The 20,593-nt window shown below is 69.9% G+C and carries 23 protein-coding genes; 5 read left to right on the top strand and 18 right to left on the bottom strand.

Annotated elements, in window-relative coordinates:
- Nucleotides 1-36 precede the first annotated feature (36 nt).
- From catC to ACWEOE_RS04665, 12 genes are all read right to left on the bottom strand, one after another.
- Nucleotides 37-318, bottom strand: coding sequence for a muconolactone Delta-isomerase (gene catC / locus ACWEOE_RS04610; protein ID WP_452003894.1), 282 nt, complete (start codon nucleotides 316-318; stop codon nucleotides 37-39).
- A gap of 7 nt (nucleotides 319-325) precedes the next feature.
- Nucleotides 326-1,165: a catechol 1,2-dioxygenase gene (gene catA, locus ACWEOE_RS04615; RefSeq protein ID WP_452003897.1), complete on the bottom strand. Its 840-nt coding sequence runs from the start codon at nucleotides 1,163-1,165 to the stop codon at nucleotides 326-328.
- A gap of 26 nt (nucleotides 1,166-1,191) precedes the next feature.
- The gene (locus ACWEOE_RS04620) at nucleotides 1,192-2,292 is read right to left on the bottom strand and encodes a mandelate racemase/muconate lactonizing enzyme family protein (protein ID WP_452003900.1); all 1,101 of its coding nucleotides are present in this window, start codon (nucleotides 2,290-2,292) and stop codon (nucleotides 1,192-1,194) included.
- Nucleotides 2,293-2,325: 33 nt separating this feature from the next.
- Nucleotides 2,326-3,378, bottom strand: a complete 1,053-nt coding sequence (locus ACWEOE_RS04625; RefSeq protein WP_452003903.1) for a 2Fe-2S iron-sulfur cluster-binding protein — start codon at nucleotides 3,376-3,378, stop codon at nucleotides 2,326-2,328.
- Nucleotides 3,379-3,393: 15 nt separating this feature from the next.
- Nucleotides 3,394-3,714, bottom strand: a complete 321-nt coding sequence (locus ACWEOE_RS04630) for a phenol hydroxylase subunit P4 (protein ID WP_452003906.1) — start codon at nucleotides 3,712-3,714, stop codon at nucleotides 3,394-3,396.
- A 2-nt stretch (nucleotides 3,715-3,716) separates the two neighbouring features.
- A complete protein-coding gene (locus ACWEOE_RS04635) occupies nucleotides 3,717-5,243 on the bottom strand; it encodes a phenol 2-monooxygenase (RefSeq protein ID WP_452003909.1) in 1,527 nt (508 codons plus the stop codon).
- A gap of 4 nt (nucleotides 5,244-5,247) precedes the next feature.
- Entirely contained in the window at nucleotides 5,248-5,532 is a 285-nt protein-coding gene (locus ACWEOE_RS04640; RefSeq protein WP_452003912.1) for an MmoB/DmpM family protein, read from the bottom strand.
- Nucleotides 5,529-6,545, bottom strand: a complete 1,017-nt coding sequence (locus ACWEOE_RS04645) for a phenol 2-monooxygenase (RefSeq protein ID WP_452003915.1) — start codon at nucleotides 6,543-6,545, stop codon at nucleotides 5,529-5,531. The genes ACWEOE_RS04640 and ACWEOE_RS04645 overlap by 4 nt, the downstream gene beginning before the upstream one ends.
- Nucleotides 6,545-6,964: a hypothetical protein gene (locus ACWEOE_RS04650; RefSeq protein WP_452003917.1), complete on the bottom strand. Its 420-nt coding sequence runs from the start codon at nucleotides 6,962-6,964 to the stop codon at nucleotides 6,545-6,547. Before ACWEOE_RS04650 ends, ACWEOE_RS04645 begins: the two co-directional genes overlap by 1 nt.
- 115 nt (nucleotides 6,965-7,079) lie before the next feature.
- Nucleotides 7,080-7,973, bottom strand: a complete 894-nt coding sequence (locus tag ACWEOE_RS04655) for a LysR family transcriptional regulator (protein WP_452003919.1) — start codon at nucleotides 7,971-7,973, stop codon at nucleotides 7,080-7,082.
- 33 nt (nucleotides 7,974-8,006) lie between these two features.
- Nucleotides 8,007-8,177 carry a hypothetical protein gene (locus ACWEOE_RS04660; protein WP_452003921.1) on the bottom strand — a complete coding sequence of 57 codons (171 nt, stop codon included), beginning with the start codon at nucleotides 8,175-8,177 and terminating at the stop codon, nucleotides 8,007-8,009.
- Nucleotides 8,174-9,037, bottom strand: a complete 864-nt coding sequence (locus ACWEOE_RS04665) for an NAD(P)/FAD-dependent oxidoreductase (protein WP_452003923.1) — start codon at nucleotides 9,035-9,037, stop codon at nucleotides 8,174-8,176. The genes ACWEOE_RS04660 and ACWEOE_RS04665 overlap by 4 nt, the downstream gene beginning before the upstream one ends.
- A gap of 358 nt (nucleotides 9,038-9,395) precedes the next feature.
- Here ACWEOE_RS04665 and ACWEOE_RS04670 point away from each other — a divergent pair, with 358 nt between their 5' ends.
- Entirely contained in the window at nucleotides 9,396-9,647 is a 252-nt protein-coding gene (locus ACWEOE_RS04670) for a hypothetical protein (RefSeq protein ID WP_452003926.1), read from the top strand.
- A gap of 42 nt (nucleotides 9,648-9,689) precedes the next feature.
- Here the strand turns inward: ACWEOE_RS04670 and ACWEOE_RS04675 are convergent, their stop codons facing one another.
- The 3 genes from ACWEOE_RS04675 to ACWEOE_RS04685 all read right to left on the bottom strand — a co-directional run bounded on the left by ACWEOE_RS04675 (nucleotide 9,690) and on the right by ACWEOE_RS04685 (nucleotide 13,926).
- Nucleotides 9,690-11,111: a neutral zinc metallopeptidase gene (locus tag ACWEOE_RS04675; protein WP_452003928.1), complete on the bottom strand. Its 1,422-nt coding sequence runs from the start codon at nucleotides 11,109-11,111 to the stop codon at nucleotides 9,690-9,692.
- 58 nt (nucleotides 11,112-11,169) lie between these two features.
- Nucleotides 11,170-12,168, bottom strand: coding sequence for a hypothetical protein (locus tag ACWEOE_RS04680; RefSeq protein ID WP_452003930.1), 999 nt, complete (start codon nucleotides 12,166-12,168; stop codon nucleotides 11,170-11,172).
- Between the two features lie 969 nt (nucleotides 12,169-13,137).
- A complete protein-coding gene (locus tag ACWEOE_RS04685) occupies nucleotides 13,138-13,926 on the bottom strand; it encodes a CDP-alcohol phosphatidyltransferase family protein (RefSeq protein WP_452003933.1) in 789 nt (262 codons plus the stop codon).
- A 69-nt stretch (nucleotides 13,927-13,995) separates the two neighbouring features.
- On the opposite strand from ACWEOE_RS04685, the gene ACWEOE_RS04690 reads away from it, so the two are divergent.
- The 3 genes from ACWEOE_RS04690 to ACWEOE_RS04700 are packed head-to-tail and all read left to right on the top strand — an operon-like array spanning nucleotide 13,996 to nucleotide 16,128.
- Nucleotides 13,996-14,970, top strand: coding sequence for a zinc-dependent alcohol dehydrogenase (locus ACWEOE_RS04690; protein WP_452003936.1), 975 nt, complete (start codon nucleotides 13,996-13,998; stop codon nucleotides 14,968-14,970).
- A gap of 19 nt (nucleotides 14,971-14,989) precedes the next feature.
- Nucleotides 14,990-15,388 (top strand): 6-pyruvoyl trahydropterin synthase family protein, encoded by a 399-nt coding sequence (locus tag ACWEOE_RS04695; RefSeq protein WP_452003939.1) that lies wholly within the window; start codon nucleotides 14,990-14,992, stop codon nucleotides 15,386-15,388.
- Nucleotides 15,385-16,128, top strand: coding sequence for an SAM-dependent methyltransferase (locus ACWEOE_RS04700; RefSeq protein ID WP_452003942.1), 744 nt, complete (start codon nucleotides 15,385-15,387; stop codon nucleotides 16,126-16,128). Before ACWEOE_RS04695 ends, ACWEOE_RS04700 begins: the two co-directional genes overlap by 4 nt.
- A gap of 20 nt (nucleotides 16,129-16,148) precedes the next feature.
- Here the strand turns inward: ACWEOE_RS04700 and ACWEOE_RS04705 are convergent, their stop codons facing one another.
- Both ACWEOE_RS04705 and ACWEOE_RS04710 read right to left on the bottom strand, forming a co-directional pair.
- Nucleotides 16,149-17,108: a DNA polymerase domain-containing protein gene (locus tag ACWEOE_RS04705; protein ID WP_452003945.1), complete on the bottom strand. Its 960-nt coding sequence runs from the start codon at nucleotides 17,106-17,108 to the stop codon at nucleotides 16,149-16,151.
- Between the two features lie 41 nt (nucleotides 17,109-17,149).
- Nucleotides 17,150-17,947 carry an oxygenase MpaB family protein gene (locus ACWEOE_RS04710; RefSeq protein ID WP_452003948.1) on the bottom strand — a complete coding sequence of 266 codons (798 nt, stop codon included), beginning with the start codon at nucleotides 17,945-17,947 and terminating at the stop codon, nucleotides 17,150-17,152.
- 250 nt (nucleotides 17,948-18,197) lie between these two features.
- On the opposite strand from ACWEOE_RS04710, the gene ACWEOE_RS04715 reads away from it, so the two are divergent.
- Complete coding sequence (locus ACWEOE_RS04715; protein ID WP_452003950.1) at nucleotides 18,198-19,670, top strand: SulP family inorganic anion transporter; 1,473 nt, start codon at nucleotides 18,198-18,200, stop codon at nucleotides 19,668-19,670.
- Here ACWEOE_RS04715 and ACWEOE_RS04720 read toward each other — a convergent pair.
- On the bottom strand, nucleotides 19,667-20,542 hold the full coding sequence (locus ACWEOE_RS04720; protein ID WP_452003953.1) for a LysR family transcriptional regulator: 876 nt from the start codon (nucleotides 20,540-20,542) through the stop codon (nucleotides 19,667-19,669). The genes ACWEOE_RS04715 and ACWEOE_RS04720 overlap by 4 nt on opposite strands.
- Between the last annotated feature and the right edge of the window lie 51 nt (nucleotides 20,543-20,593).

Below are 20,593 nucleotides of genomic sequence, written 5' to 3' on the forward strand. Positions count from 1 at the left end.
GCGCGCGAGGAGGCTCACGCGCCCGTCTCCACAAACTCAGCCGGTCAGCGCCGACGGGTGCTGCGACAACGGCGTCACCGTGATCCGCATGTGCTTGAACAGCGGCAGGTTCCACAGCAGTTCGTGCAGCTCACCGTTGTCCGAGACGTCGAACACACTCAGGTTCGAGTACTCGCCCACGACCCGCCACAGGTGCACCCACTTCCCCTTCCGCTGCAGCTCCTGGCTGTACGCCTTCTCCGTGGCCAGGAGCTCGTCACGAAACGTCGGTTCCAGGTCCAGGGGCAGGCTGACGTCCATCCGCACCGCGAACAACATGCCGGCCTCAGGCGGGGTCGAGCACGAAGTCGTAGCGGACCTCTTCACCGTCGCCGGTGGTGGTCGGCGACAGGATCAGCGCGTCCTTCACGGCGGTGGCGATGTCGTCGCCGACGTGCTCGCCGCCGTCGAAGTACAGCTGGGTGGTGATCAGCTGGTGGCCCGGGGCCGAGACCTTGATGTGCAGGTGCGCGGGCCGCCAGGCGTGCCAGCCGGCCGCGGCGATGAGCGCGCCCGTCGCGCCGTCGGTCGGGATCTGGTACGGCGCCGGGTGGATGGTGTGGATGGAGTAGTTGCCCTCGGCGTCGGTGGTGAAGCGGCCGCGCAGGTTCCACTCCGGGATACCGGGGGCGAACTGCGAGTACAGCCCGTTGTCGTCGGCCTGCCAGAAGTCCACGACCGCGCCCGCGAGCGGCTCGCCCGAGACCGAACGCGTCTGGCCGAAGAACCGCAGCGGCACACCAGCCTCGCCGTCGCGCATCGGCAGCGTGGCGTCGGCTCCGAACTCCGGCGCGCCCTCCACGTAGTACGGGCCTTCGATGCTGCCGGCCGTGCCCGCACGGCTGGCGTTGGCGACCTTTTCGACCTCGTGCTCCAGGAACACGTCGAGGAACAGCGGCCACTCGCCGTCTTCACCGACGCGGATGAGCCACGCCTTGAACGCGTTGTACTCGTCGTAGGTCAGCTGGTGCTTGCGCACGACCTCGTGCAGTGCGGCCAGCGCATCGGTCGCGATGGCGTCCACGCGCGCGGCGTCGGACGCGGCGGAGCCCTTGGCCCGTTCCTGGAACCGTTCGGTCGCCGACGCGCCCGAGGCCGCGGCGGTGGGGGAAACGACTTCGGTCATGGTGCTACCTCTCTTCGTGGTGGGAATCAGTCCTGGCGATAGCGGGCGAGCTTGTCCTCGTCGAGCCGGATGCCGAGGCCGTGGCCCTGCGGCACGCGCAGCTCGCCGTACTCGATCCGCAACGGTTCGGCGAGCAGGTCGTCGGTCATGTCGAGGAAGTTGGACAACTCCCCGGCGCGGCGGGAGGTGCGCTCGAACGCGGCCCCGAACGTCGCCGCGCACAGCGAGCCGAGCTGCCCGTCGATCTGGTTGCCGATCACGACCTCGACCCCCAGCCCGGCGCACTGGCTGAGCACGCGCTGGGAGTAGGTGAAGCCGGTGCGGGCGGTTTTGATGCTCACGCCGTGGGCCGCGCCGGCCAGCAGCTCGCGCGTGACCTCTCCGGGCCGGGTGGCACTTTCGTCGGCGTAGAGCGGGATCCGGCTCTGCGTGGCGAGCCACCGGCGGCCCAGCACGTCGTCGGCCGGGCACAGCTCCTCGGCGAAGAGCAGGCCGACGTCATCGAGCGCCCGCAGCGCGGTGGCCGACTCCGAGGCCGTCCAGCCGCGGTTGCCGTCGATGTAGAGCTCGATGTCGTCACCCAGCCCGGCGCGCAGCGCGCGGCAGACGTCCACGTCGAGGCGCACCGGCCGGCGGCCCACCTTCACCTTGAACGTCGTGATGCCGTAGAGATCACGCACGCGCTCGGCCTCGTCGACCATCTCGCCGGGCTGCGCGAACCCGACCATGTGGCACACGCGCATGCGGTCGGTGTAACCGCCGAGCAGCTCGGTCACGGACACGCCGAGGCTCTGTCCGATGAGGTCCCACAGCGCCATGTCGATCGCGCTCTTCGCGGCCGGGTTCCCCACCGTGCGGTCGAGTTTGGCGTGCACGGCCTCGCGCGCCAGCGGGGACATCCCCAGCAGCTGCGGCGCGAAGATCGAGTCGATCACGGACTTGATCGAGCCCTGGGTCTCGCCGTAGGTGAACGGCCGCGGCGGGGCTTCGGCGACACCCACCAGGCCTTCGTCGGTGTGCACCCGCACGAGGACGTGCGCGGCCGTGTCCACCTCTCCACTCGCGAACCGCAAGGGTTTGCGGTACGGAATGGCGAAGGGAATCGCCTCGATTTCGGTGACTTTCACTTATGCCTCGCGATCCCGTCTTCAGTTGCCTGGTCAACGCCGGATCAGCGGACTGCGCACCACGTGGGTGCCCGCGGCGCGGTCGGCGGAGTCGAAAAAGTCCTCGCGGTAGATGTCCCGCGGGAACAGCCGCGCTTTCATCAGTGCCTTCATCGTGTCCGAGACCATGTCGGGGCTGCCGCAGATGTAGGCGACGTGCCCGCCCGCCCTCGGGTAGTCCTCGGCCAGCAACGCCGGAACGCGCCCGGACCGGCCGTTCCAGTCGTCCCGGGACAGCGCCGGCCGGTAGGTGAACCAGTCGGCTCGGGCTTCGAGCTCCTCGAAGTACTCCCGGTCGTACAGATCGTCCTTTGTGGCCACGCCGTGGTAGAGCGTGACTTCGTGCTCGCCGCCGGATTCGTCGATGTGGCGGATCATCGCCTTGAGCGGCGCCAGGCCCGTGCCCGAGCCGAGCAGCAGGATCGGCTGCGTCCGAAGTGGGCGGAACGAGAACCTGCCGTACGGACCGGAAAGCGTGACCTCGGCACCGGCGGTCAGGTCCTTGAACACCCAGCCGTCGGTGGCGACGCCGTTCTCCGAGCGTTTGAGGTGCAGCTCGATCACGGACCCGTCGGCCGGCGTGCTCGCGATCGAGTACGGCCGCTGGTGCCCGCCCGGCACGTCCAGCAGCACGTACTGCCCGGGGTTGAACTTCATCGGTTCCTCGAGCGCCAGCACGAGCCGGCGCACGTCGGGCGCGATGTCTTCGAGGCTCGCCACCCGGGCACGGAAGTCGCGCACCGGGTGGACCCCGACACCCTCGTCCATGTCGACTTCACCCTCGAGCACCACGTCGCCGCGCGGCTGGGCCACGCAGATCAACGCGGCACCCTCGTCGCGTTCGCTCTCCAGCAGCGCGTACGGCGACGCGTCACCCAGGTCGACCTCGCCGTCGAGAATCTGGGCCTTGCAGGTGCCGCACGTGCCGTGGGTGCAGGCGTGCGGCAGCCAGATGCCCTCGCGCAGGCACGCGTCGAGCACGGTCTGGTCCTCCCGGCACTGGATCTCGGCGCCGATCGGTTCCACGCGAATGGTGTGGGTCGCCACTTCTGATGTCTCCGTTCAGGCCGTGAACTGCAGCAGTGCCTTGTGGCCGATGCCGAGTTCGGTGAGCGCTGTGTCGCCGGTCTCGCCGAGCGGCCGGCCGTTCACCCGCCAGCCCCGCACCGCGGCCGGGTCGAAGTCGGGATCGGAGCCGGCCCACGGGCCGACGACCGTCTCCACGAACTCACCGAACCCCAGCGCCTTCGGCACGCGGAAGCAGGCGGCCGAGCAGAACATCGGGTTGCCTTCCCAGTGCACGTACACGAGCTGGTCGTCGCCGAACAGCTCGGCGCGGTCGGCCGAGGGGAAGTCGTAGTCGTAAAGCGCTTTCACCGGCATGGTCAGACTCCTTGTTCCACGTCGCCGCTGTGCCAGCCGATCCACGACTTGTGGTCGGGCGACCCCTTGTACTCGCCGTTGTCGCCTTCCTGGATCCCGTACCACTCCAGGACTTCCGGCACCGACGGGCCACCGCAGTTGCCCTGGTAGATCTGGTGCACCGGCAGCCACGCCTGCACGAACTTCTCCGGCTCGCGCTCGAAGATCCACTGGCAGCCGTCGCTGCAGGTGTGGAACTGCTCGCCGCGGAACTCGCTGGAGCGGAAGGACGTCTTCGCCGGGTCGTCCTTTTCCGTGAACACCATGGGGATCTGGCAGACCTGGCACAGCTGCGGCAAGCCCTGGAAGAACATCCGGCCGCCGCCGGCCTCGATGCGGTGGTGCTTCTCCCACACCGGGCGGTAGTGCTGGTCGAACGTCTGCGGGTACTGCTCGGCCAGCCACTTCATGTGCTGTTCGTTCGGCGCCTGCGTGGTGAACGAAGCGGCGAACGAGAAGTTGTGCAGCACCTTGTAGACCTCGTGCGACAGCTTGTCCTTCTCGGCGATCGCGTCCTGCACGTGGCGCGGCGGGCGGATGCCGTAGAACTCGAGGTCCGGGAAGAGTCCGCCGAGCATCTGGTCCTCGAAGTAGAGCTCGAACGCCTCCTTCCAGCTCATCACCGGCTTCGGCAGCATGTAGTCCATCATCCCGGCGACCAGCGCGGACATCCGGTACGCGCGCCAGAACCACTTGTCGATCCAGTCCTGGATGATCGGCACGTTGCCCTCGTCCTGCTCCAGCAGGAACTTGATGGCCTCCAGCCCGAGCGTCATGTGCCGGCTCTCGTCCGACTGGGCCGAGAACCCGAACGACATCGTGGGCATGTCACCGTTGAAGCTCGCGCCGCTCATGAACGGCACGAACAGCAGGTTGGTGAGCAGGTACTCGAAGCTGAACGAGATCGAGATCAGGAACTCGAACGGCCCGGCCGTCATGGCGTCGTCGAACAGCGACTTCGGCACCGACAGGTACCACACGCGGTCGTGCATCTTCGACCAGCTGTGGAAGCCGCCGTAGTACTTGTTGTAGTTGCTGATCGTGTGGATCTGCGTCTGGCAGTGGCGCAGCTCGTCCACGCTCTGGCACAGCGCGGCGAACCGGGGCGCCGGGCCTTCGAGATACCTTGCCAGGTAAGCGAAGTGGCGGTGCGCGGCGTACTCCAGCGGGGTGACGCCCTGGATGAACAGCTTGATGGCGTTGAGGTAGCTGGCGTCCGCGAGCCCGAGGTGGCCCTGACTCTGCGCGAACCCGTCGAGCACGGCGTAGAGGCGCTTGTCCTTTTCGGCCTGGTACTTGTAGTACGCGTCCACGGTGAGGCGGAACGGGTCTTCCCAGCCGTCCCAGTCGTGGATCTTGATTCCTTCGTAGCTGGTGTACGGGAAGAGCTGTTCCTTGGTGACGTAACTCGGGTCCCAGTCCAGGTCACGGGTGAGCAGCGCGTAGCGCTCCTTGAGCGGCAGCTTGCGGCGCGGGGTGGTCTGAGTCATGTCCTTAGTGCTCCCACTTCACGATGATCCGGTCGTCGTCCCATTCGGAGAGGTTCCCGGCGAACGAGACGATGGCCAGCTGGAACTCGCCGGTCTCCCACTCGCGGCCGATCTCGCGCTCCACCGTTTCCCGGTTGATCACGATCTGGCCCGCGGCCTGGATCTTCACCAGCCCCGGCAGGTGCCGAACGGTGAGCTCGGGGTTGTCGGCGCGGATGGCGGCGACGAGGCCGCGGTTCTCTTCGGACTCCTGGATGTCGATGCCGACCTGGCGCAGGGTGTCGCTCACGCCGCACCCCCGGTGACCTGCGCCCAGCGCTGCTCGCCGGTGGCAGTGGTCCGCGCGAGCGCGGCGACCGTGCCGGCGTCGGGCAGCTGCGCGTCGACCACGCGCGCGATCTCGGTGGCGGCCTCGTGCGCGAGCGGGTTCCACGTCGCGACGATGCGCGAGAGGTGCTCGCGGTTCTCGGCGCCGTGGTTCTCGTCGCCGGCCCACGCCTTGATCAGCGCGTCGAGCCACTTGCGCTGGTCCTTGAACCAGGTGTGCAGGTACTGCGTGAACAGGCTGTACGCACCGGCGCCGCTGGTGAGCGCGACCTCGTCGAGCTCGCGGTAGAGCACCGGGTAGACCAGGGAGTCGACGAGGTCGACCGCGACCAGGCCTTCCGCCCAGTCCTGCGTGACCATGGCTTCCTCGGTGAAGCGGCGCAGCGGCTGCAAGTGTTCACTGTCGAGCCACTCGCGTTTGGCCACCTGCAGCAGGTCGCCGGTGCCGGCGCCCAACGCGATGCCCACGCGCGAAAGCATCTGCGCGTTGCCGATGCGGTCGAACGCCGCGTAGGTGCAGCACTGTTCCAGCGACGTGCCGTAGGCGAACCGCGCGCCGCCGACGCTCACCATCTGCGCGCCGGATTCGTAGTGGCGCAAGGGAAGGATGGCCGACGTGAGCACCGTGCGCCACGCCGTGGGCAGCTTCGCCAGCAGCTCCCGCTCTTCGAGGTAGGCCATCTGCTTGGTGAACTCGTCGTGCAGGTTCGCGCGGTTGGTCACGTACGGCGTGTAGTAGAACTGGCGTGGATCCGTGTAGCTGTAAGGGTCCGTGAGCTTCAGTGCCGAGTAGTCGGCGTCGTAGAGCTCGCGGTGCTGGTCCCACGTGGGCCGGTAGTGGAAGTTCTCGCGCGGTTCGACGTCGAGCGTCGCCTCGAGGTAGCGGCTGGCCGGCTGGTCGCCGAACCGGTCGATCACGTTCTGGTAGGTCTGCCTCTTCGGCTCGATGACCTGATACCGCAGTTCGTATTGCATCAGTCCTCTTCCAGGTCAGGGTGCGGGAACGGGGGCGCGGTCAGCAGGTTCAGCAACAGCGAACGCAGCTCGTCCTCGCCGGCCAGGCGCCGCGGCGCGTCGTCGGGTTCGCCCGCGATCACGAGCTGGACGGTGGCTTCGCGCCCGGACATCGCGGTGCGGATGCGGGCGCTGCGGTCGGAAAAGCCCACGGTGAAGGCGAGTTCGCCGTCGGCGCTGTCGTCGACGAGGTTGAAGACCGGCCCGTGCTCGCGCAGGATCGCGTTGGCTTCGCACACGAGCTGCTCGGCGAGGGAACGGATGATCACCTGCTCGTCGGTGGCCACGGCGACCGATCTCGGGGCAGCCGGCTCGGTGGCCGGCACGGGGGCTTCCTCCCCGTCCAGCAGCGACTGGACAGCCAGCATGAACGGGGTCACGGCTCCTCCTCGAGTCCGGAATACCTTGTGGTTCCCGATTGTTTCCGACGGATTCGGAAATGAGAAATACCTGGAACTTCCGGATCGATAGCCGTGGCTTATCAATCGGAAGGGGTCAGCGCGGCCCGCCGAGCAGCGAGTGCGCGCGCGAAAGCACCTTGGCGACGTGCGGGGACAGGTCGTCGGCCCGTGTCGCGGCGGCCAGCTGAACCTCGCGAGTGGTGCCCGCCAACGGCCGGTACTGCGAGCCGGTGATCTGCAGGTGCCGCACCGACGCGGGCACGAGCGCCACGCCGAGCCCACCCGCCACGAACGAGACCAAAGTGGACGTCTCGCCGACTTCCTGCACCACGGACGGCACGAAACCCGCCTGCTGGCACGCGTCGAACACGGCGTCGTAGACCACCGAACGGTGGCGGGAGGGGTAGCCGATGAACGGCTCGTCGCGCAGGTCGGCGAGGCGCACGGTGTCGCGTTCGGTGAGCGGGTGGCTGGCGGGCAGGACCGCGATCAGCGGCTCACGGCGCAGCACCTGCACCACCAGCCCCGGCTCACGCACGGGCGGGCGCAGGAAACCGATGTCGAGGGTTTCCTCCACCAGCGCCGTCACCTGGTCGGGCGTGAGCATCTCGCCCTTGAGGTCGAGCTCGATGCCCGGGAAATCGCGCCGCAGCACGCGCGCGAGGGAGGGCAGCAGCTCGTAGGTGGCCGAGCCGGTGAAGCCGATGGCCACCCGGCCCACGTCGCCCTGGGCGACGCGGCCGGCTTCGAGGCCGGCCGCGTCGACCGAGGTCAGCACCGCGCGGGCCCGTTCGAGGTACCGCTGCCCGGCCGGGGTCAGCTGCACCTTGCGGGTGGTGCGGGTGAGCAGCTCGACGCCCAGCTCGGCCTCGAGCTGCTTGATCTGGTGCGACAACGCGGGCTGGGCGATGTGCAGCCGGTCGGCGGCGCGCCCGAAGTGGCACTCCTCGGCGACGGCGACGAAGTACCGCAGGTGCCGCAGCTCCATCGCGCCTCACCGTCCTCGCCCATCGTGCGCGGCTCACGCCGCGATCGGCTCGTATTCGGGCCAAGCCGACTGCGGACCCGCTTGGTTCAGCAATTCTGCCGGATCGTCGACCGGAGGGTAGATCCACTGCTGGTTGATGGTGTGTCTGAGGTCCTTCGCGAGGTGCTCCGTCAGCTGCACCTCACGGTCCCAGCCCGACGTCACCACCGCACCCGCCGGCCCCAGCGAGAGGCAGGTGACGTACGGCGCCGGCTCGAACCGGACCAGGGCCTCGTCCAGCAGGTCGGCGGCGACATTGTGCCCCGCGACCTTGCCCTGGGGAAGGGCGTGCTGGCAGCTTTGCCTGACCACGCAGCCCTCGGTGGGCGAGAGCGCGGCGGCCGTGTCGCCGGCCGCGTACACCCGGGCACACCACGAACCCGCAGGTACTCGTCGACTTCCAGGCGGCCGAGGTGGTCCTTTTCCGCCGCGATGAACGACGTGAGGGGGCTCGCCGTCATGCCGGCCGCCCACACGACCGTGGCGGTGGGGATGACCGTGCCGTCGGACAGGTGCGCCTCGTCGGGCGCCACCGCCTGGAGGCTGACTCCGAGCCGCACCTCGACGCCGAGGTCGGCGAGCGCCTTCTCGATCGCCGGGCGCGGGCCTTCACCCAGCTCGGGACCGACGGCGTCGAGGCGCTCCACGAGCACCACCCGGCCGGTTTCGTTCAACCGCCCGACGAGCTCGGTCGCGATCTCCAACCCGGTGAACCCGGCGCCGACGACCACGGCCGTGAACCGGCCGGGCGCGGCTTCGCGGTCGGGCAGCCGGCGCAGGTGCGCGTCGTGCCTGGCCGCGCCGGTGAGGGTGTCGATGTCGAAGAGGTACTCGGCGCCGGGCAGGCCGGGCCGCACGACCTGGCTGCCCGAGGCGAGCACCAGGCGGTCGTAGGGAAGGGTTTCGGTGGTGCCGTCGCGGCGGACCGCGGAGACCGTGCGCGCGCCGGTGTCGATACCGACCACCGTGCCGGCCACGCGGCGCACGCCGATCGGGCCGAGCACCCGGTCGAGCGGCACACGCATGCGGTCGGGATCCTTGACATCCGGGTTCTCCTCCCAGGGCCACACCGACCACTGCTGGTCAGCGGTCGGTGCCGTCGAACGATACAAATCTGGATATCTGATGCCAAGGTTCTGGGTGACCGACAGCTGCCGACGGTCGATCGATGCCCAAAATGTGACCGGGAAAGGACAGCTTCGGTCGATCACCCCGATGGAGAATCCTCAACCGGGCACCCTGCCGGTACCGTGAGCACCGACTTCCCGGGGCGACTGGATCGCCGAAGGCCTGCTGCTCCACCTGCCCGCGGCCGTCGAGACCACGCTCATCTCCGCACTGGACCGCCTTTCGGCGCCCGGCAGCCACGTCGGCCTCGAAACGTTGCCCGGCCAGGACTCCCTGCGCGACCACGCCCTCTTCGACACCACCCCGGAACAAACCGGCTCCCACCTGGGCACCCTGTTCGACGCCGACCCCCGCCCGGACACCCCGGCAGCCCTGCGCGCCGCCGGCTGGACCCTCACGACGTCCCCGGTGGACACCTTCACCCAGCGCTACGGCCGCGGCCCGGACCCGACGATCCCGGGGCCGATCTTGTTCTCGCGGTTCACGTTCGGCTCGAAATCGGCCTGACGCCGCCACGAAGGTGGGAGAGGGCCGTCACAACCGAAAAGCTCAGGCGCCGTACTTGCTGGTGCACGTGGCGACCGTCGGCGACGTGAAGCCGTCGCGGAAGGCTTCCACGCGGGCGAAGCCCGAGGGGACCGTGGTGCCCGACGGGTCGGACGCGATGACGCTCTTCGGGGACAGCAGTTCGGCGATCGCTTCGTCCAGGTCACCCGGCGAGAGGGACAGGGCGGCCTGCTTGTCGGGCAGCAGGGTGCCCGCCCAGAGGCCCGTGAGGCACGACGTGAGCTGGCCCGTGGCGGGGGTGTCGAGCGGCAGGTCGTAGGCCTTTTCGACCGCCAGCGCGTAGCGCGAGGCCACTTCGGCGAACGCAGCGAAGTCTCCGATGCCGCCGGTGGAGCCCTTGGCCGGCGGGGTGCCGATGCGGCGCAGGGCGGTCAGGTCGACCGACACCGTGTCGGTGGACGGGCAGTACGCGGCCGGTGAGGTGACGCGAGCGTCCGAACAGGACGTCACGTCCGTGGTGAGCTGGGGGGCGCCCTTCGGGAAGGCCTTGCGCAGGCTGGTTTCCAGATCCTGGAGGTTCTGCTGGTCGTCGACGTCGAGGTTGCCCTTGCCGTCGCCCGTGTCGAGGTCCTTGGAGGAGAAGGGAAGCTGGCTGGTGCGGCTCACGACCTCGGCGTTGTCGATGGCGGCGCAGCGCTTCGGGCCGTCGGTGAAGCCGAACTGGAAGGCGGACACGCGGTCGAACGCGCTGCCGTGGGCGCCGGCCGTGTCGAAGCTCGAGCCGGCGGAGTCGCGGATGAAGAAGAGGGTGGCCATGATCTGGTTGAGGCCCGTGCCGGTGGAGACCTGGAAGTGCGGAGCGTTCCCCTCGGCGACCCAGCGGAAGAACGTGCCGGCGTAGCAGTCGGCCTGCTGCTCCTTCACGATCGACGGCGTGTTGGGCGAGAGGCCCAGGCGCGTCTGCACGGCGTGGCCCAGCTCGTGCGCCAGCACGGCAACCACGGACATCGGGCCGAACGAGTCGTTCAGCATCGGCAGCAGCTCGCCGCGGTCCCACGCGACGAGGTCACCGGAAGGGCAGTAGAACGCGTTCACGAGGCCGGCCGTGCTCGAGCCGCACAGGTTCAGGGCCTGGCCGCGGGAGTCATAGGAGATCAGCTGGCCCACCGGCTGGTAGTCCTTGCCGAAGTTCTCCGGCAGCTGCTCGGTCCAGTACTGCTGCACGTCGGCGACGGCGTTGGCGGCGAGCTTGTCGATCGCGCCCCCGTCGGTGTTGGCGACGGGGAGGTCGGTGTCCGCGACGCCCGCCTTGGGGCCGCTCGGACCGTCGGTGATGGCGAGGCCGGCGACCTTGGTCGGATCGGTCCGGTCGATGACCGCACTGCCCAGGACGGCCGTGGTGCACCCGGCCAGCAGCACGGCGCCCGCGACCAGCGTCGCCACCCAAGTGAACCGCGAAGTCATAGCTCCTCCAAGGAAAAGAGCCGGTGCGGCCACCCTGGCCGCACCGGCTCGAAGTAAATCAGGCGCTGAACTTGACCGACTCGATGGCGTTGTCGAACGCGGTCCCGGTGAAGTTGGTGTCACCGTTGACGACCATCGACTGGCCGGTGCAGCCCGGACCGGTCCACACCTTCAGCGAACCCTCGACCACGATGGACGAGGCCGAGTCCTTCTGGCTGAGGTCCTGGCAGGCCTTGTCCTTGGCCGGGTCGAACGAGACACCCTCGGCGGACGAGGACTGCTGGTCGTCGCCCGCACCGTCGAACAGAATCGCGCTGGTGGCGGCCTTGGAGTTGCCGGCCGAACCCGAACCGGTGTCGGTGCCGGTTCCCGTGCCGGTCCCGGTGCCCGTGCCCGACGTGTCGCCGGTCGAGCCGTTGTTCTGCGAACCGGTCTGCGTGCCGGTGTTGTTCGGGTCGCCGAGAACCTTGCCGCCCTTCGGGTTCAGGGCGTGCCACGTGCCGCCGACGTTCTGGCCGTTGATGTCGCCCTTCTTCTTGTCACCGGAGAACCGGTACATCGGCCAGCCGCCGAGGGTCAGCTGCAGCGAGCCGTCCTCGCGCTTCACCACACCGATGTCGGATCCGTCGATGCTCCCGGGCAGGATGACCTTGGTGCCCTTCACGACGAGCAGCGGCGGCCACTTGGTCGAGCAGCCGTCGCCCGCGTTGCAGTTGGACTTCGAGGGGTTCGGGGTGTCCTTGTCGAAGCGGTAGAGCGTCCGCCCGGCACCGTCCCGCACCACGTTCTTGAGACCGCCGACGGTGGCGACCGAAAGCTTGATCCACTGGGTCTTGGTCGACGTCGGGGCGCTCGCCGGGGCGTAGTCGCCGGTGCCGGCGGCGGGCTTGGGAGCGGCAGCTGCGGCAGCGCCCGACAGCAGCTGGATGCCGCCGAGGTCGCTTCCGCCACCGGCGGCGCTCGCCGTGCCGGAGGTCTCGCCCCCGCTGCAGGCCGACAGCAGGGTGGCGCCGGCCGCGACGAAGGCCGCGAGGAACATGGCTTGCTTGCGGAACATGGTTCTGGCTCCTAAGAATTCGGGCCCGGCCCCAGGGCGTTTTTCCGAGCCGGTGATGCCCATGACACGGGGCTCGCGGCCTGTCCGGTTCACGCGAGTTCGGAAATTTTTCGAGCTCCTCGTTTGCCCAGTTCAGGGTGAGTGTCGACTTCGGACAGTCCGAAAGGGCTGGAAAATCGGGCAACCGCCAAGGGGACGATCGGGAAACGGCACCCGCTCGACGCTGCGGTGCCGGCGGGACAGGCATGCGGTCATGACCCAGTTCGGACCTGTCGAGGCGCACCTCGCGGGCGAGTAGGTCGGCCTCAGTGCGCGCGGCGGCGCTGGGTGCTCGCGGCGGCAACCGGCCCGCGTCCACCGAGCGGGTCGTCGAACGGGTGTGGCCTGACCGGACGCTGCGCGCACCGGCTCCTCGCCGGTTACCTGTCCCGGCGGCCGAGGGCGTCGAGATCAACCACGCTCCCAGCGGCGACGTGATCACCGTGCCGACAGTGTCGACGTGTCGCGGTGCCGTGCACTCGCCACGCGGGACGCGAGCGGAGCTGTTCAGCGGACGGCCGTGCCCGAGCCGCCGGCCATCGCGGCGTCAGCTCGGACCGCTTGGCGTCGCGCCCCACGAACCGCCGCGGCGGCGCGGGGAGGCTGACGCGGCACGCGCGGCTCGCGGGAGGCGCCGAGCGCGGGGGCGGCGGCGAGCATGCCGCTGGTGCAGCACGGCCGAGGTCGGTGCCGTACTCCGGCGGCGGGTCCGGTCGTGGTGCTCGACCGCGCCCGCCCCCGGCGAGGGAGCGGGCGAGCATCATCCGCTCGTCGAGCGGGAAGGCCGCGGGGCGCGCGTGTCGTGCAGCGTGTTCGGCCCAGGGGTGACGAGGCCGGCGTCGGCCGAGGTGCAGGAGACAGCCCCTACCCGCAAGACCCTCACGCGGTGGACAACCGGGCACCGCGCACCCGTGATCCGCGTCTCGTCCGCTACGGGTTGCGGGCCGCCACGCGGCGGGTGCGGCGGTGCTGCGGAGGGCGCCGCACGACGCACGTCGGGTGCAGCACGCGGGGCGCCGGGCGGGTGGCCGCGCGGTGTGCGCGGTTCAGCCAGAGGACGTCGCGGCCGAAGGACCACACGAGTGCCACCAGGGCGACGACGGCGACGGCCGAGCCGGCGACGTGCGGCAGCAGGCCCGAGCCCGCGGCCACCAGCAGCACGCCCTGCAGCGCGGCGACGACCTTGCGCGCCCGGCTGGGCGGCAGCGCGCCGTTGAGCCACGGCAGTGCCCACGAAGCCGCGACGAAGGCGTAACGCATCAAACCGATCGCGAGTACCCAGTAGCCGAACGTCGACGCGGCCAGCACGCTGAGCACCAGGATGAGGAACGCGTCGGACTCCATGTCGAACCGCGCGCCGAGCGCCGAGGACGTGCCGGTGCGGCGCGCGACCTGCCCGTCGACCGCGTCCAGCGCGAGCGCGACCGAGGCGAGCGGCACCAGCACGGCGAGGGGGGCTCCCGCGTTCAGGTGGTCCGCGACCAGCGCCGTGACGCCACCGATGAGGATGGCGCGCGTGAGCGTGACGTGGTCGGCGGGGCCGAGCGAGCGGGCGCCCGCCTTGCGTGCGGCGCCCGCGAGCAGGGCCCACAGGCCGACGGTGAACACCAGACCCGCGATCCAGCCGGCGGCACCGAGGCCGACGGTCAGAGCGAGCACGCCCAGCAACACCACCTGGGCTCCGGCCCCCGCGGCCTGTTGCCGAACGAGTGAACCCATGGTGGAAGTTGATCGTGTAGTGGTGGTGACAGCCATATCGCCTCGATCTCGCGGCAGAGGAGGACATCCATGACACGTACGGCACAGGCCTTCTGGTTCAAATCCGCTGGAACCGGCGAGATCCGGACGGCGGAGGTGCCGGCGCCCGGAGCGGACGAAGTGCTGGTCAGGACCCTGTTTTCCGGCATGAGCCGCGGCACGGAAAGTTTGGTGCTGCGGGGCGGTGTGCCCGAGAGCCAGCGCGAGGTGATGCGCGCGCCGTTCCAGGAGGGTGACTTCCCGTTCCCGGTGAAGTACGGCTACCTGAACGTCGGGCGGGTCGAGGCCGGGCCGGGTGAGCTGCTCGGGCGCACGGTGTTCAGCCTGTTCCCGCACCAGACCGAGTTCGTGGTGCCGGCTTCGGCGGTCACCGTGGTGCCCGACGACGTGCCGGCCGCGCGGGCCGTCCTCGCGGGCACGGTCGAGACGGCCGTGAACGCGCTCTGGGACGCCGCGCCGCTGGTCGGCGACCGGATCGCGGTGGTGGGGGCCGGGATGGTCGGCAGCAGCGTCGCGGGGCTGCTGTCCCGCTTCCCGGGCGTCGACGTCCAGCTCGTGGACACCGACCCGGCGCGCGCGAAGGTGGCCGAGGCGTTCGGCATCCGGTACGTCCACCCCGACGACGCCGAGGGCGACCTCGACCTCGTCGTGCACGCCAGCGCGACCGACGCGGGGCTCGCGCGGTCGCTTGAGCTGCTGGGCCGCGAGGCGACGGTGGTCGACCTCAGCTGGTACGGCGACCGCCGCGTGAGCGTGCCCCTGGGCGAGAACTTCCACTCGCGGCGTCTGACCATCCGCAGCAGCCAGGTGGGCACGGTCTCGCCGACCCGCTCGGCGCGCCGCACCTACGGCGACCGCATGGCCACCGCCCTGCGGCTGCTGGCCGACCCGGCGTTCGACGTGCTCGTGACCGGCGAGACCGCGTTCGAAGACCTGCCGGACCTCATCTCCCGCCTCGCCGGCGGGGACCTGCCGGGGCTCGCGCACCGGATCGTGTACCCCTGAATACGTAAGGAGAAACGCATTGTTCAGCGTCACCGTCCGCGACCATATCATGGTCGCCCACAGCTTCCGCGGCGAGGTGTTCGGCCCGGCGCAGAAGCTGCACGGCGCCACGTTCGTCGTCGACGCCACCTTCCGCCGCACCGACCTCGACGCCGACAACATCGTCGTCGACATCGGCCTCGCCACCCAGCAGCTGGGCGCCGTGCTGGCCGACCTCAACTACCGCAACCTCGACGACGTCCCGGAGTTCGAGGGCATCAACACCTCCACCGAGTTCCTCGCGAAGGTGATCGCCGACCGCCTCGCCGACCTCGTGCACGCGGGCGAGCTCGGCGAGGGCGCCCACGGCCTGTCGGCGATTTCGGTGACGCTGAACGAGTCCCACGTCGCTTCGGCCGGGTACGAGCGTTCACTTTGACCACAGTGGATCCGTCCGGTTACGCACCGGAGTGGTTGCGGCTGCGCGAAGGCGCGGACGCTCGCGCACGCTCGGCGTCCCTTGTGGACTCGCTCGCGGTGTCCGCGCCCGTCGTGGTGCGCGATCTGGGCTGCGGCACCGGTTCCATGAGCCGCTGGCTCACGGGCCGCCTGCCGCACCCCCAGCGCTGGATCCTGCACGACCAGGACCCGGCGCTCGTGCGGCTGGCCGTCGCGAGCGTGCCGTCGGCGACCGGCTCGGTCCTCGACGTCACGCGGCTGACCGCCGACGACCTCGCGGACACGTCGCTGGTCACGGCGTCGGCCCTGCTGGACCTGTTCACGGCCGACGAGATCCGCCGTCTGGCCGACGCGTGCGCCGGCGCTCGGGTGCCGGCGCTGCTGACGCTGTCGGTGGTCGGGCGCGTCGCGCTCACCCCGACGGACCCGCGTGACGAGGTGGTGAGGGCGGCGTTCAACGCGCACCAGCGCCGCGCCGACCGGCTGGGCCCGGATGCCGTCGCGTTCGCCGCCGCGGAGTTCGAGGCGCGCGGCTTCACGGTGCACCGCGCGGCCACGCCGTGGCGACTGGGCGCCGATGAGGCGGCGTTGATCGAGACGTGGTTCGAGGGTTGGGTTTCGGCGGCCGAGGAGGAGAACCCGTCGTTGGATTTGTTGACTTATCGCCGGGCGCTCGACGCGGTGGTGGTCGAGCACGAGGACTTGCTGGCGTTGCCGTAGCTGGATTTGCCGGGCTCGGCTTACTCGCCGCTTTCGCGCCGTGCCTTCGCCCGCCGTTTCCCCTCGTGCATCGCAGCGACGCGCGCGATCGGGATCGTGTGCCCCTCGGCCACCAGGTCCTCCGGAAGCACCTGCGGCTCAGGCATTTCCGCCGCCCACGGATCCGCGTCCCCGAGCAGGTCGAGTGCCGTGTGGACGGTGAAGTCCTGAGGCACCACGTCGTCGGCGTCGGACCACGGGATCGGGAACGACACGGTGAGCCCGGGCCGCACGCGGGGACTGTAGGCCGCGACCACGGTCGCCCCGCCGGCACGGGTCGAGTCGAGGAACACCTTGCCGTGGCGGTCTTCGCGGATGAAGGCCGTGGTCGCCAGGGCCGGGTCGAGGCGTTCGGCGCGGGCAGCGACCGCGCGGGTCGCGGCGGCGACGTCGTCGTGCGCCTGGCCGGGAGCCAGCGGCACGAACACGTGGACACCCTTGGAACCACTCGTTTTCAACGCGCCCGCGAGCCCCGCGTCGGCCAGGGCCTGACGGACCAGGCGCGCCGCGGCGACGGCGATCGCGAACGGCGCGCCCTCCGGCGGGTCGAGGTCCATGATCAAGTGGGTCGGCCCCTCGGAGTGTTCGACAAGCGTCAGCGTGGGGTGGTATTCGATCGCCCGTTGGTTGCCGAACCACAGCAGCGTGGGGCGATCGTTGCACAGGGCGTAGGAGACTTCCCGCTTGGAGCTCTCCGCCCACAGCTTCACGCGCGGCACCCACTCCGGCGTGTACTTCGGCAGGTTCTTCTGCATGAACGCGTCCTGCCCCCGCAGCACCCGCACCACGGACAGCGGCCGGTCGTGCAGCACCGGCAGCAGCCGGGAAGAAACCCCGTCGAGGTAGTCGACCAGGTCACGTTTGGTCGCCTGCGCGTCGGCGAACAGCGGCTGGTCGAGATTGGTCAGTGAGACACCCTCGCGTACGTCGTCGCTGCTCATCGGCCTACCTTCGCCCACCCCGCGGGCGCCGGTCAACCACCTCACACGAGCGGACGACCCGCCCGGCGGCGCTTGCGGAGGTCGCGTAGGTACGCGTTGTACGGAAACCGCTGCACCCCGCGAGGCAGCCGCCGCACCACGCGTCCGACCACGCGCGTGAGCTGGTCGAACCTGCGCTGATCCTGTTCGGTCCACGACAGGTTCATGTGCTCCCGGAAACAGATGGGCAGGAACCCCGTCGTGACGAACCGGTGAAACTTTCCGAACACGAACGGCACGGGCTGGGGCAGGAACCGCAGTTCGACGATGTCCGTGAGGTAGGCCCGCAGGCGATCGTCGATGTGCACGCGCGCCAGCCCCTCCGCCCAGTACTTCGCGAACGCCTCACGATCGTCCGGCCACATCCCCGGCCGCACCTGCAACGTCGTCCCGAGCACCACAGCCTCGTCGTACAGCCCCGCCGGCGCCGGCCCCCCGAAAAACGCGGTGTGCACGTCCTCCAGTCCCTTGTAGAGACACGCCGCCACCCACAGCTGCAGCTCGGGGTCGAACGCGTTGTACCGCACCGGACTATCCACTGTGGACCGCACCTGTGCGTGGGAGCCGTTGACCGCCCTGCGGTACGCCTTGCGCTCCTCATCGGTCCCGAACGCCGCCACCGCAAGGTAGGTCCCCGTGGTGCGTGCGCGCTTGAGCGGGTGCTTGAACACGTTGCCGCTCTCGACCCGGCTCTCCAGCACGCCGTAGCCGACCTGCGGCCACCCGAGCTGCATGATCACGTTGGCGCCCCCGGCCATCAGGCCGACCCCGACCATCGCCCGCTCGAGCACGTCACCCATCGCGCACCTCCGCTCGCGATCAAGGAAACGCGACTGTTTACCACACGTCAAGAGCCCACCACGGCAGTGATCTCCGCCGCACAACCGAGGGGACACCCCCGTGCCACGGTTCACGCTGATCTAACGTGGTCGCGGAGTCGCCAGCGGGGGCGGCCCGCTCCACGAACGGGCCGTGCGAACACCACTGCCGTTCGCCGGGCGGAAAACCGCCCCGGGCGTGACCGGGCCGAGTGAAGTCAGGTCGTGTTCCGTGCAGAAGGTGTTGTCCCGGCCCTCGTGGCTGTCGCCGAAGGTCGCGCGCGTCGAGATCCTCGGTGGTCTGGTCGTGGCGCTGGCCCTGATCCCCGAAGCGATCTCGTTCTCGATCATCGCCGGCGTCGACCCGCGCGTCGGACTCTGCGCCTCCTTCACGATGGCCGTGGTCATCTCCATCGTCGGCGGCCGCCCCGCGATGATCTCGGCCGCGACCGGCGCGATCGCCCTGGTCGTGGCCCCGCTCGCGCGCGAGCACGGCCTCGGCTACCTCGTCGCGACCGTGATCCTCGGCGGTCTGGTCCAGATCGTCCTCGGCGCGCTCGGCGTGGCGAAGCTGATGCGGTTCGTGCCGCGCAGCGTGATGGTCGGCTTCGTCAACGCCCTGGCCATCCTGATCTTCCTGGCTCAGCTCCCCTCGCTGATCGACGTGCCGTGGGCCGTCTACCCGCTCTTCGCGGGCGGGCTGCTGCTCATGATCTTCGTACCCAAGCTCACGAAGGTCGTCCCCGCGCCGCTGATCTCGATCGTCGTGCTCACCGCGCTCACGATCGCCGCCGGCATCGCGGTGCCGACCGTGGGCGACAAGGGTGCACTGCCGTCTTCGCTGCCGGTGCCCGGCGTGCCCGACGTGCCGTTCACGATGAGCACGCTCACCCTGCTCGCGCCCTACGCCATCGCGTTCGCGCTGGTCGGGCTGATGGAGTCGATGATGACCGCGCAGCTCGTGGACGACATCACCGACACCCGCTCGAACAAGACCCGCGAGGCGATCGGCCAGGGCATCGCCAACGTCGTGACCGGCATCTTCGGCGGCATGGGCGGCTGCGCGATGATCGGCCAGACCATGATCAACGTCAAGACCGCCGGCGCCCGCACCCGCTTGTCGACGTTCCTGGCCGGCACGTTCCTGATCATCCTGTGCATCGTGTTCGGCCCGCTCGTGTCCCGCATCCCGATGGCCGCGCTGGTGGCGGTGATGGTGCTGGTCGCGTTCGGCACGTTCGACTGGCACAGCATCGCGCCCGCCACGCTGAAGCGGATGCCCGCCGGCGAGATCGCGGTCATGGTCCTCACCGTCGCCGTGGTGGTGGCGACCAGCAACCTCGCGATCGGCGTGGTGGTCGGCACGATCACCGCGATGGTGATCTTCGCCCGCCGCGTGGCGCGCCTGGTCGACGTGACCGCGGCCGTGGACCCCGACGGCGGCCAGGTCGTGTACGCGATCACCGGCGAGCTGTTCTTCGCCTCCAGCAACGACCTCGTCACGCGCTTCGACTACGCCGGCGACCCCGACCACGTCGTGCTCGACCTCACCGACGCCCACATCTGGGACGCCTCCACCGTCGCCGCGCTCGACGCGATCACCACGAAATACGAGGCCCGCGGCAAAACCGTCGAGATCGTCGGGCTCAACACCCCGAGCGCCCGCATGCACGGCCGGCTTTCGGGCGAGCTCACCACGCACTAGAGGACCGAGCGGGCGAACTCGATCAACGCACGCGCGGCGGGACCGCTCGGCCCGTCGGCCCGCCACGCCAGCGCCAGCTGCCCGCGCAGCCGCGGCCGCAGCTGCAGTGCGTGCAGCTCCGTGGAGTAGTACCGCGCCAACGACTCGGGCACGATCGCCACGCCCAGACCACGCATCGCCAGCTGCGCCAGCACGTTCGGGTCGCTCGCCTCGATCGTCACGCGCGGGTGGATCCCCGCCGTCGCGAAGGCGCGGTCGAGCACCCCGCGCACGCCGGTGCCCTTCGGCAGGCAGATCAACCCGGGGCCGGACAGGTCGGCCAACGTGACCTCCGTGCGTGATGCCAGCGGATCGTTCGCCGCCGTGACCGCGACGACGGCCTCGTCGAGCACGACCTGAGTGGCCAGCCCCGCCGGCACTCCGTCGGCGAGGCCGATCACGGCGACGTCGAGCCGGCCTTCGCGCAGGGCTTCGACCATGACGTCGGAGTTGGCCTCACCCAGGGTGATCTCCACGCCGGGGTGGCGCTCGGCGAAACCGGCGAGGAAATCGGGCAGCGCGACCGGTCCCGCCGACGTCACCATCCCCATCGCGACCTGCCCGCGGACCAGACCTTCGTGCTCGGCCACCGTCTCGCGCACGGCGGCCACCGCGGCGAGCGCCGCCCGCGCGTGGGGCAGGGCCGCGGCGCCGACGTCGGTAAGCCGCACCGCACGAGCGGACCGGTCGAACAACGGCTGCCCCAGCTCGCGTTCCAGCCGCCGGATCTGCGCGCTGACCCCAGGCTGCGCGACGTGCAAGCGAGCCGCCGCGCGCGTGAAGCCGGCTTCTTCGGCGACGGCCACGAAGTACTCGAGCTGGTGCAATTCCATAAGCATTGATTCTAGCTCGTGGAAGTACTATCTCTTGGACTTCTCGAAGGC

This window comes from Amycolatopsis sp. NPDC004368, assembly GCF_053602515.1.

Excerpts from the sequence above, each read along its gene's own strand:
- catC (WP_452003894.1), bottom strand. The coding sequence starts at position 318 with ATGTTGTTCGCGGTGCGGATGGACGTCAGCCTGCCCCTGGACCTGGAA.
- catA (WP_452003897.1), bottom strand. The coding sequence starts at position 1,165 with ATGACCGAAGTCGTTTCCCCCACCGCCGCGGCCTCGGGCGCGTCGGCG.
- ACWEOE_RS04630 (WP_452003906.1), bottom strand. The coding sequence starts at position 3,714 with ATGCCGGTGAAAGCGCTTTACGACTACGACTTCCCCTCGGCCGACCGC.
- ACWEOE_RS04635 (WP_452003909.1), bottom strand. The coding sequence starts at position 5,243 with ATGACTCAGACCACCCCGCGCCGCAAGCTGCCGCTCAAGGAGCGCTAC.
- ACWEOE_RS04645 (WP_452003915.1), bottom strand. The coding sequence starts at position 6,545 with ATGCAATACGAACTGCGGTATCAGGTCATCGAGCCGAAGAGGCAGACC.
- ACWEOE_RS04655 (WP_452003919.1), bottom strand. The coding sequence starts at position 7,973 with ATGGAGCTGCGGCACCTGCGGTACTTCGTCGCCGTCGCCGAGGAGTGC.
- ACWEOE_RS04665 (WP_452003923.1), bottom strand. The coding sequence starts at position 9,037 with ATGCGTGTGCCGCTCGACCGGGTGCTCGGCCCGATCGGCGTGCGCCGC.
- ACWEOE_RS04675 (WP_452003928.1), bottom strand. The coding sequence starts at position 11,111 with ATGACTTCGCGGTTCACTTGGGTGGCGACGCTGGTCGCGGGCGCCGTG.
- ACWEOE_RS04680 (WP_452003930.1), bottom strand. The coding sequence starts at position 12,168 with ATGTTCCGCAAGCAAGCCATGTTCCTCGCGGCCTTCGTCGCGGCCGGC.
- ACWEOE_RS04685 (WP_452003933.1), bottom strand. The coding sequence starts at position 13,926 with ATGGGTTCACTCGTTCGGCAACAGGCCGCGGGGGCCGGAGCCCAGGTG.
- ACWEOE_RS04690 (WP_452003936.1), top strand. The coding sequence starts at position 13,996 with ATGACACGTACGGCACAGGCCTTCTGGTTCAAATCCGCTGGAACCGGC.
- ACWEOE_RS04705 (WP_452003945.1), bottom strand. The coding sequence starts at position 17,108 with ATGAGCAGCGACGACGTACGCGAGGGTGTCTCACTGACCAATCTCGAC.
- ACWEOE_RS04710 (WP_452003948.1), bottom strand. The coding sequence starts at position 17,947 with ATGGGTGACGTGCTCGAGCGGGCGATGGTCGGGGTCGGCCTGATGGCC.
- ACWEOE_RS04720 (WP_452003953.1), bottom strand. The coding sequence starts at position 20,542 with ATGGAATTGCACCAGCTCGAGTACTTCGTGGCCGTCGCCGAAGAAGCC.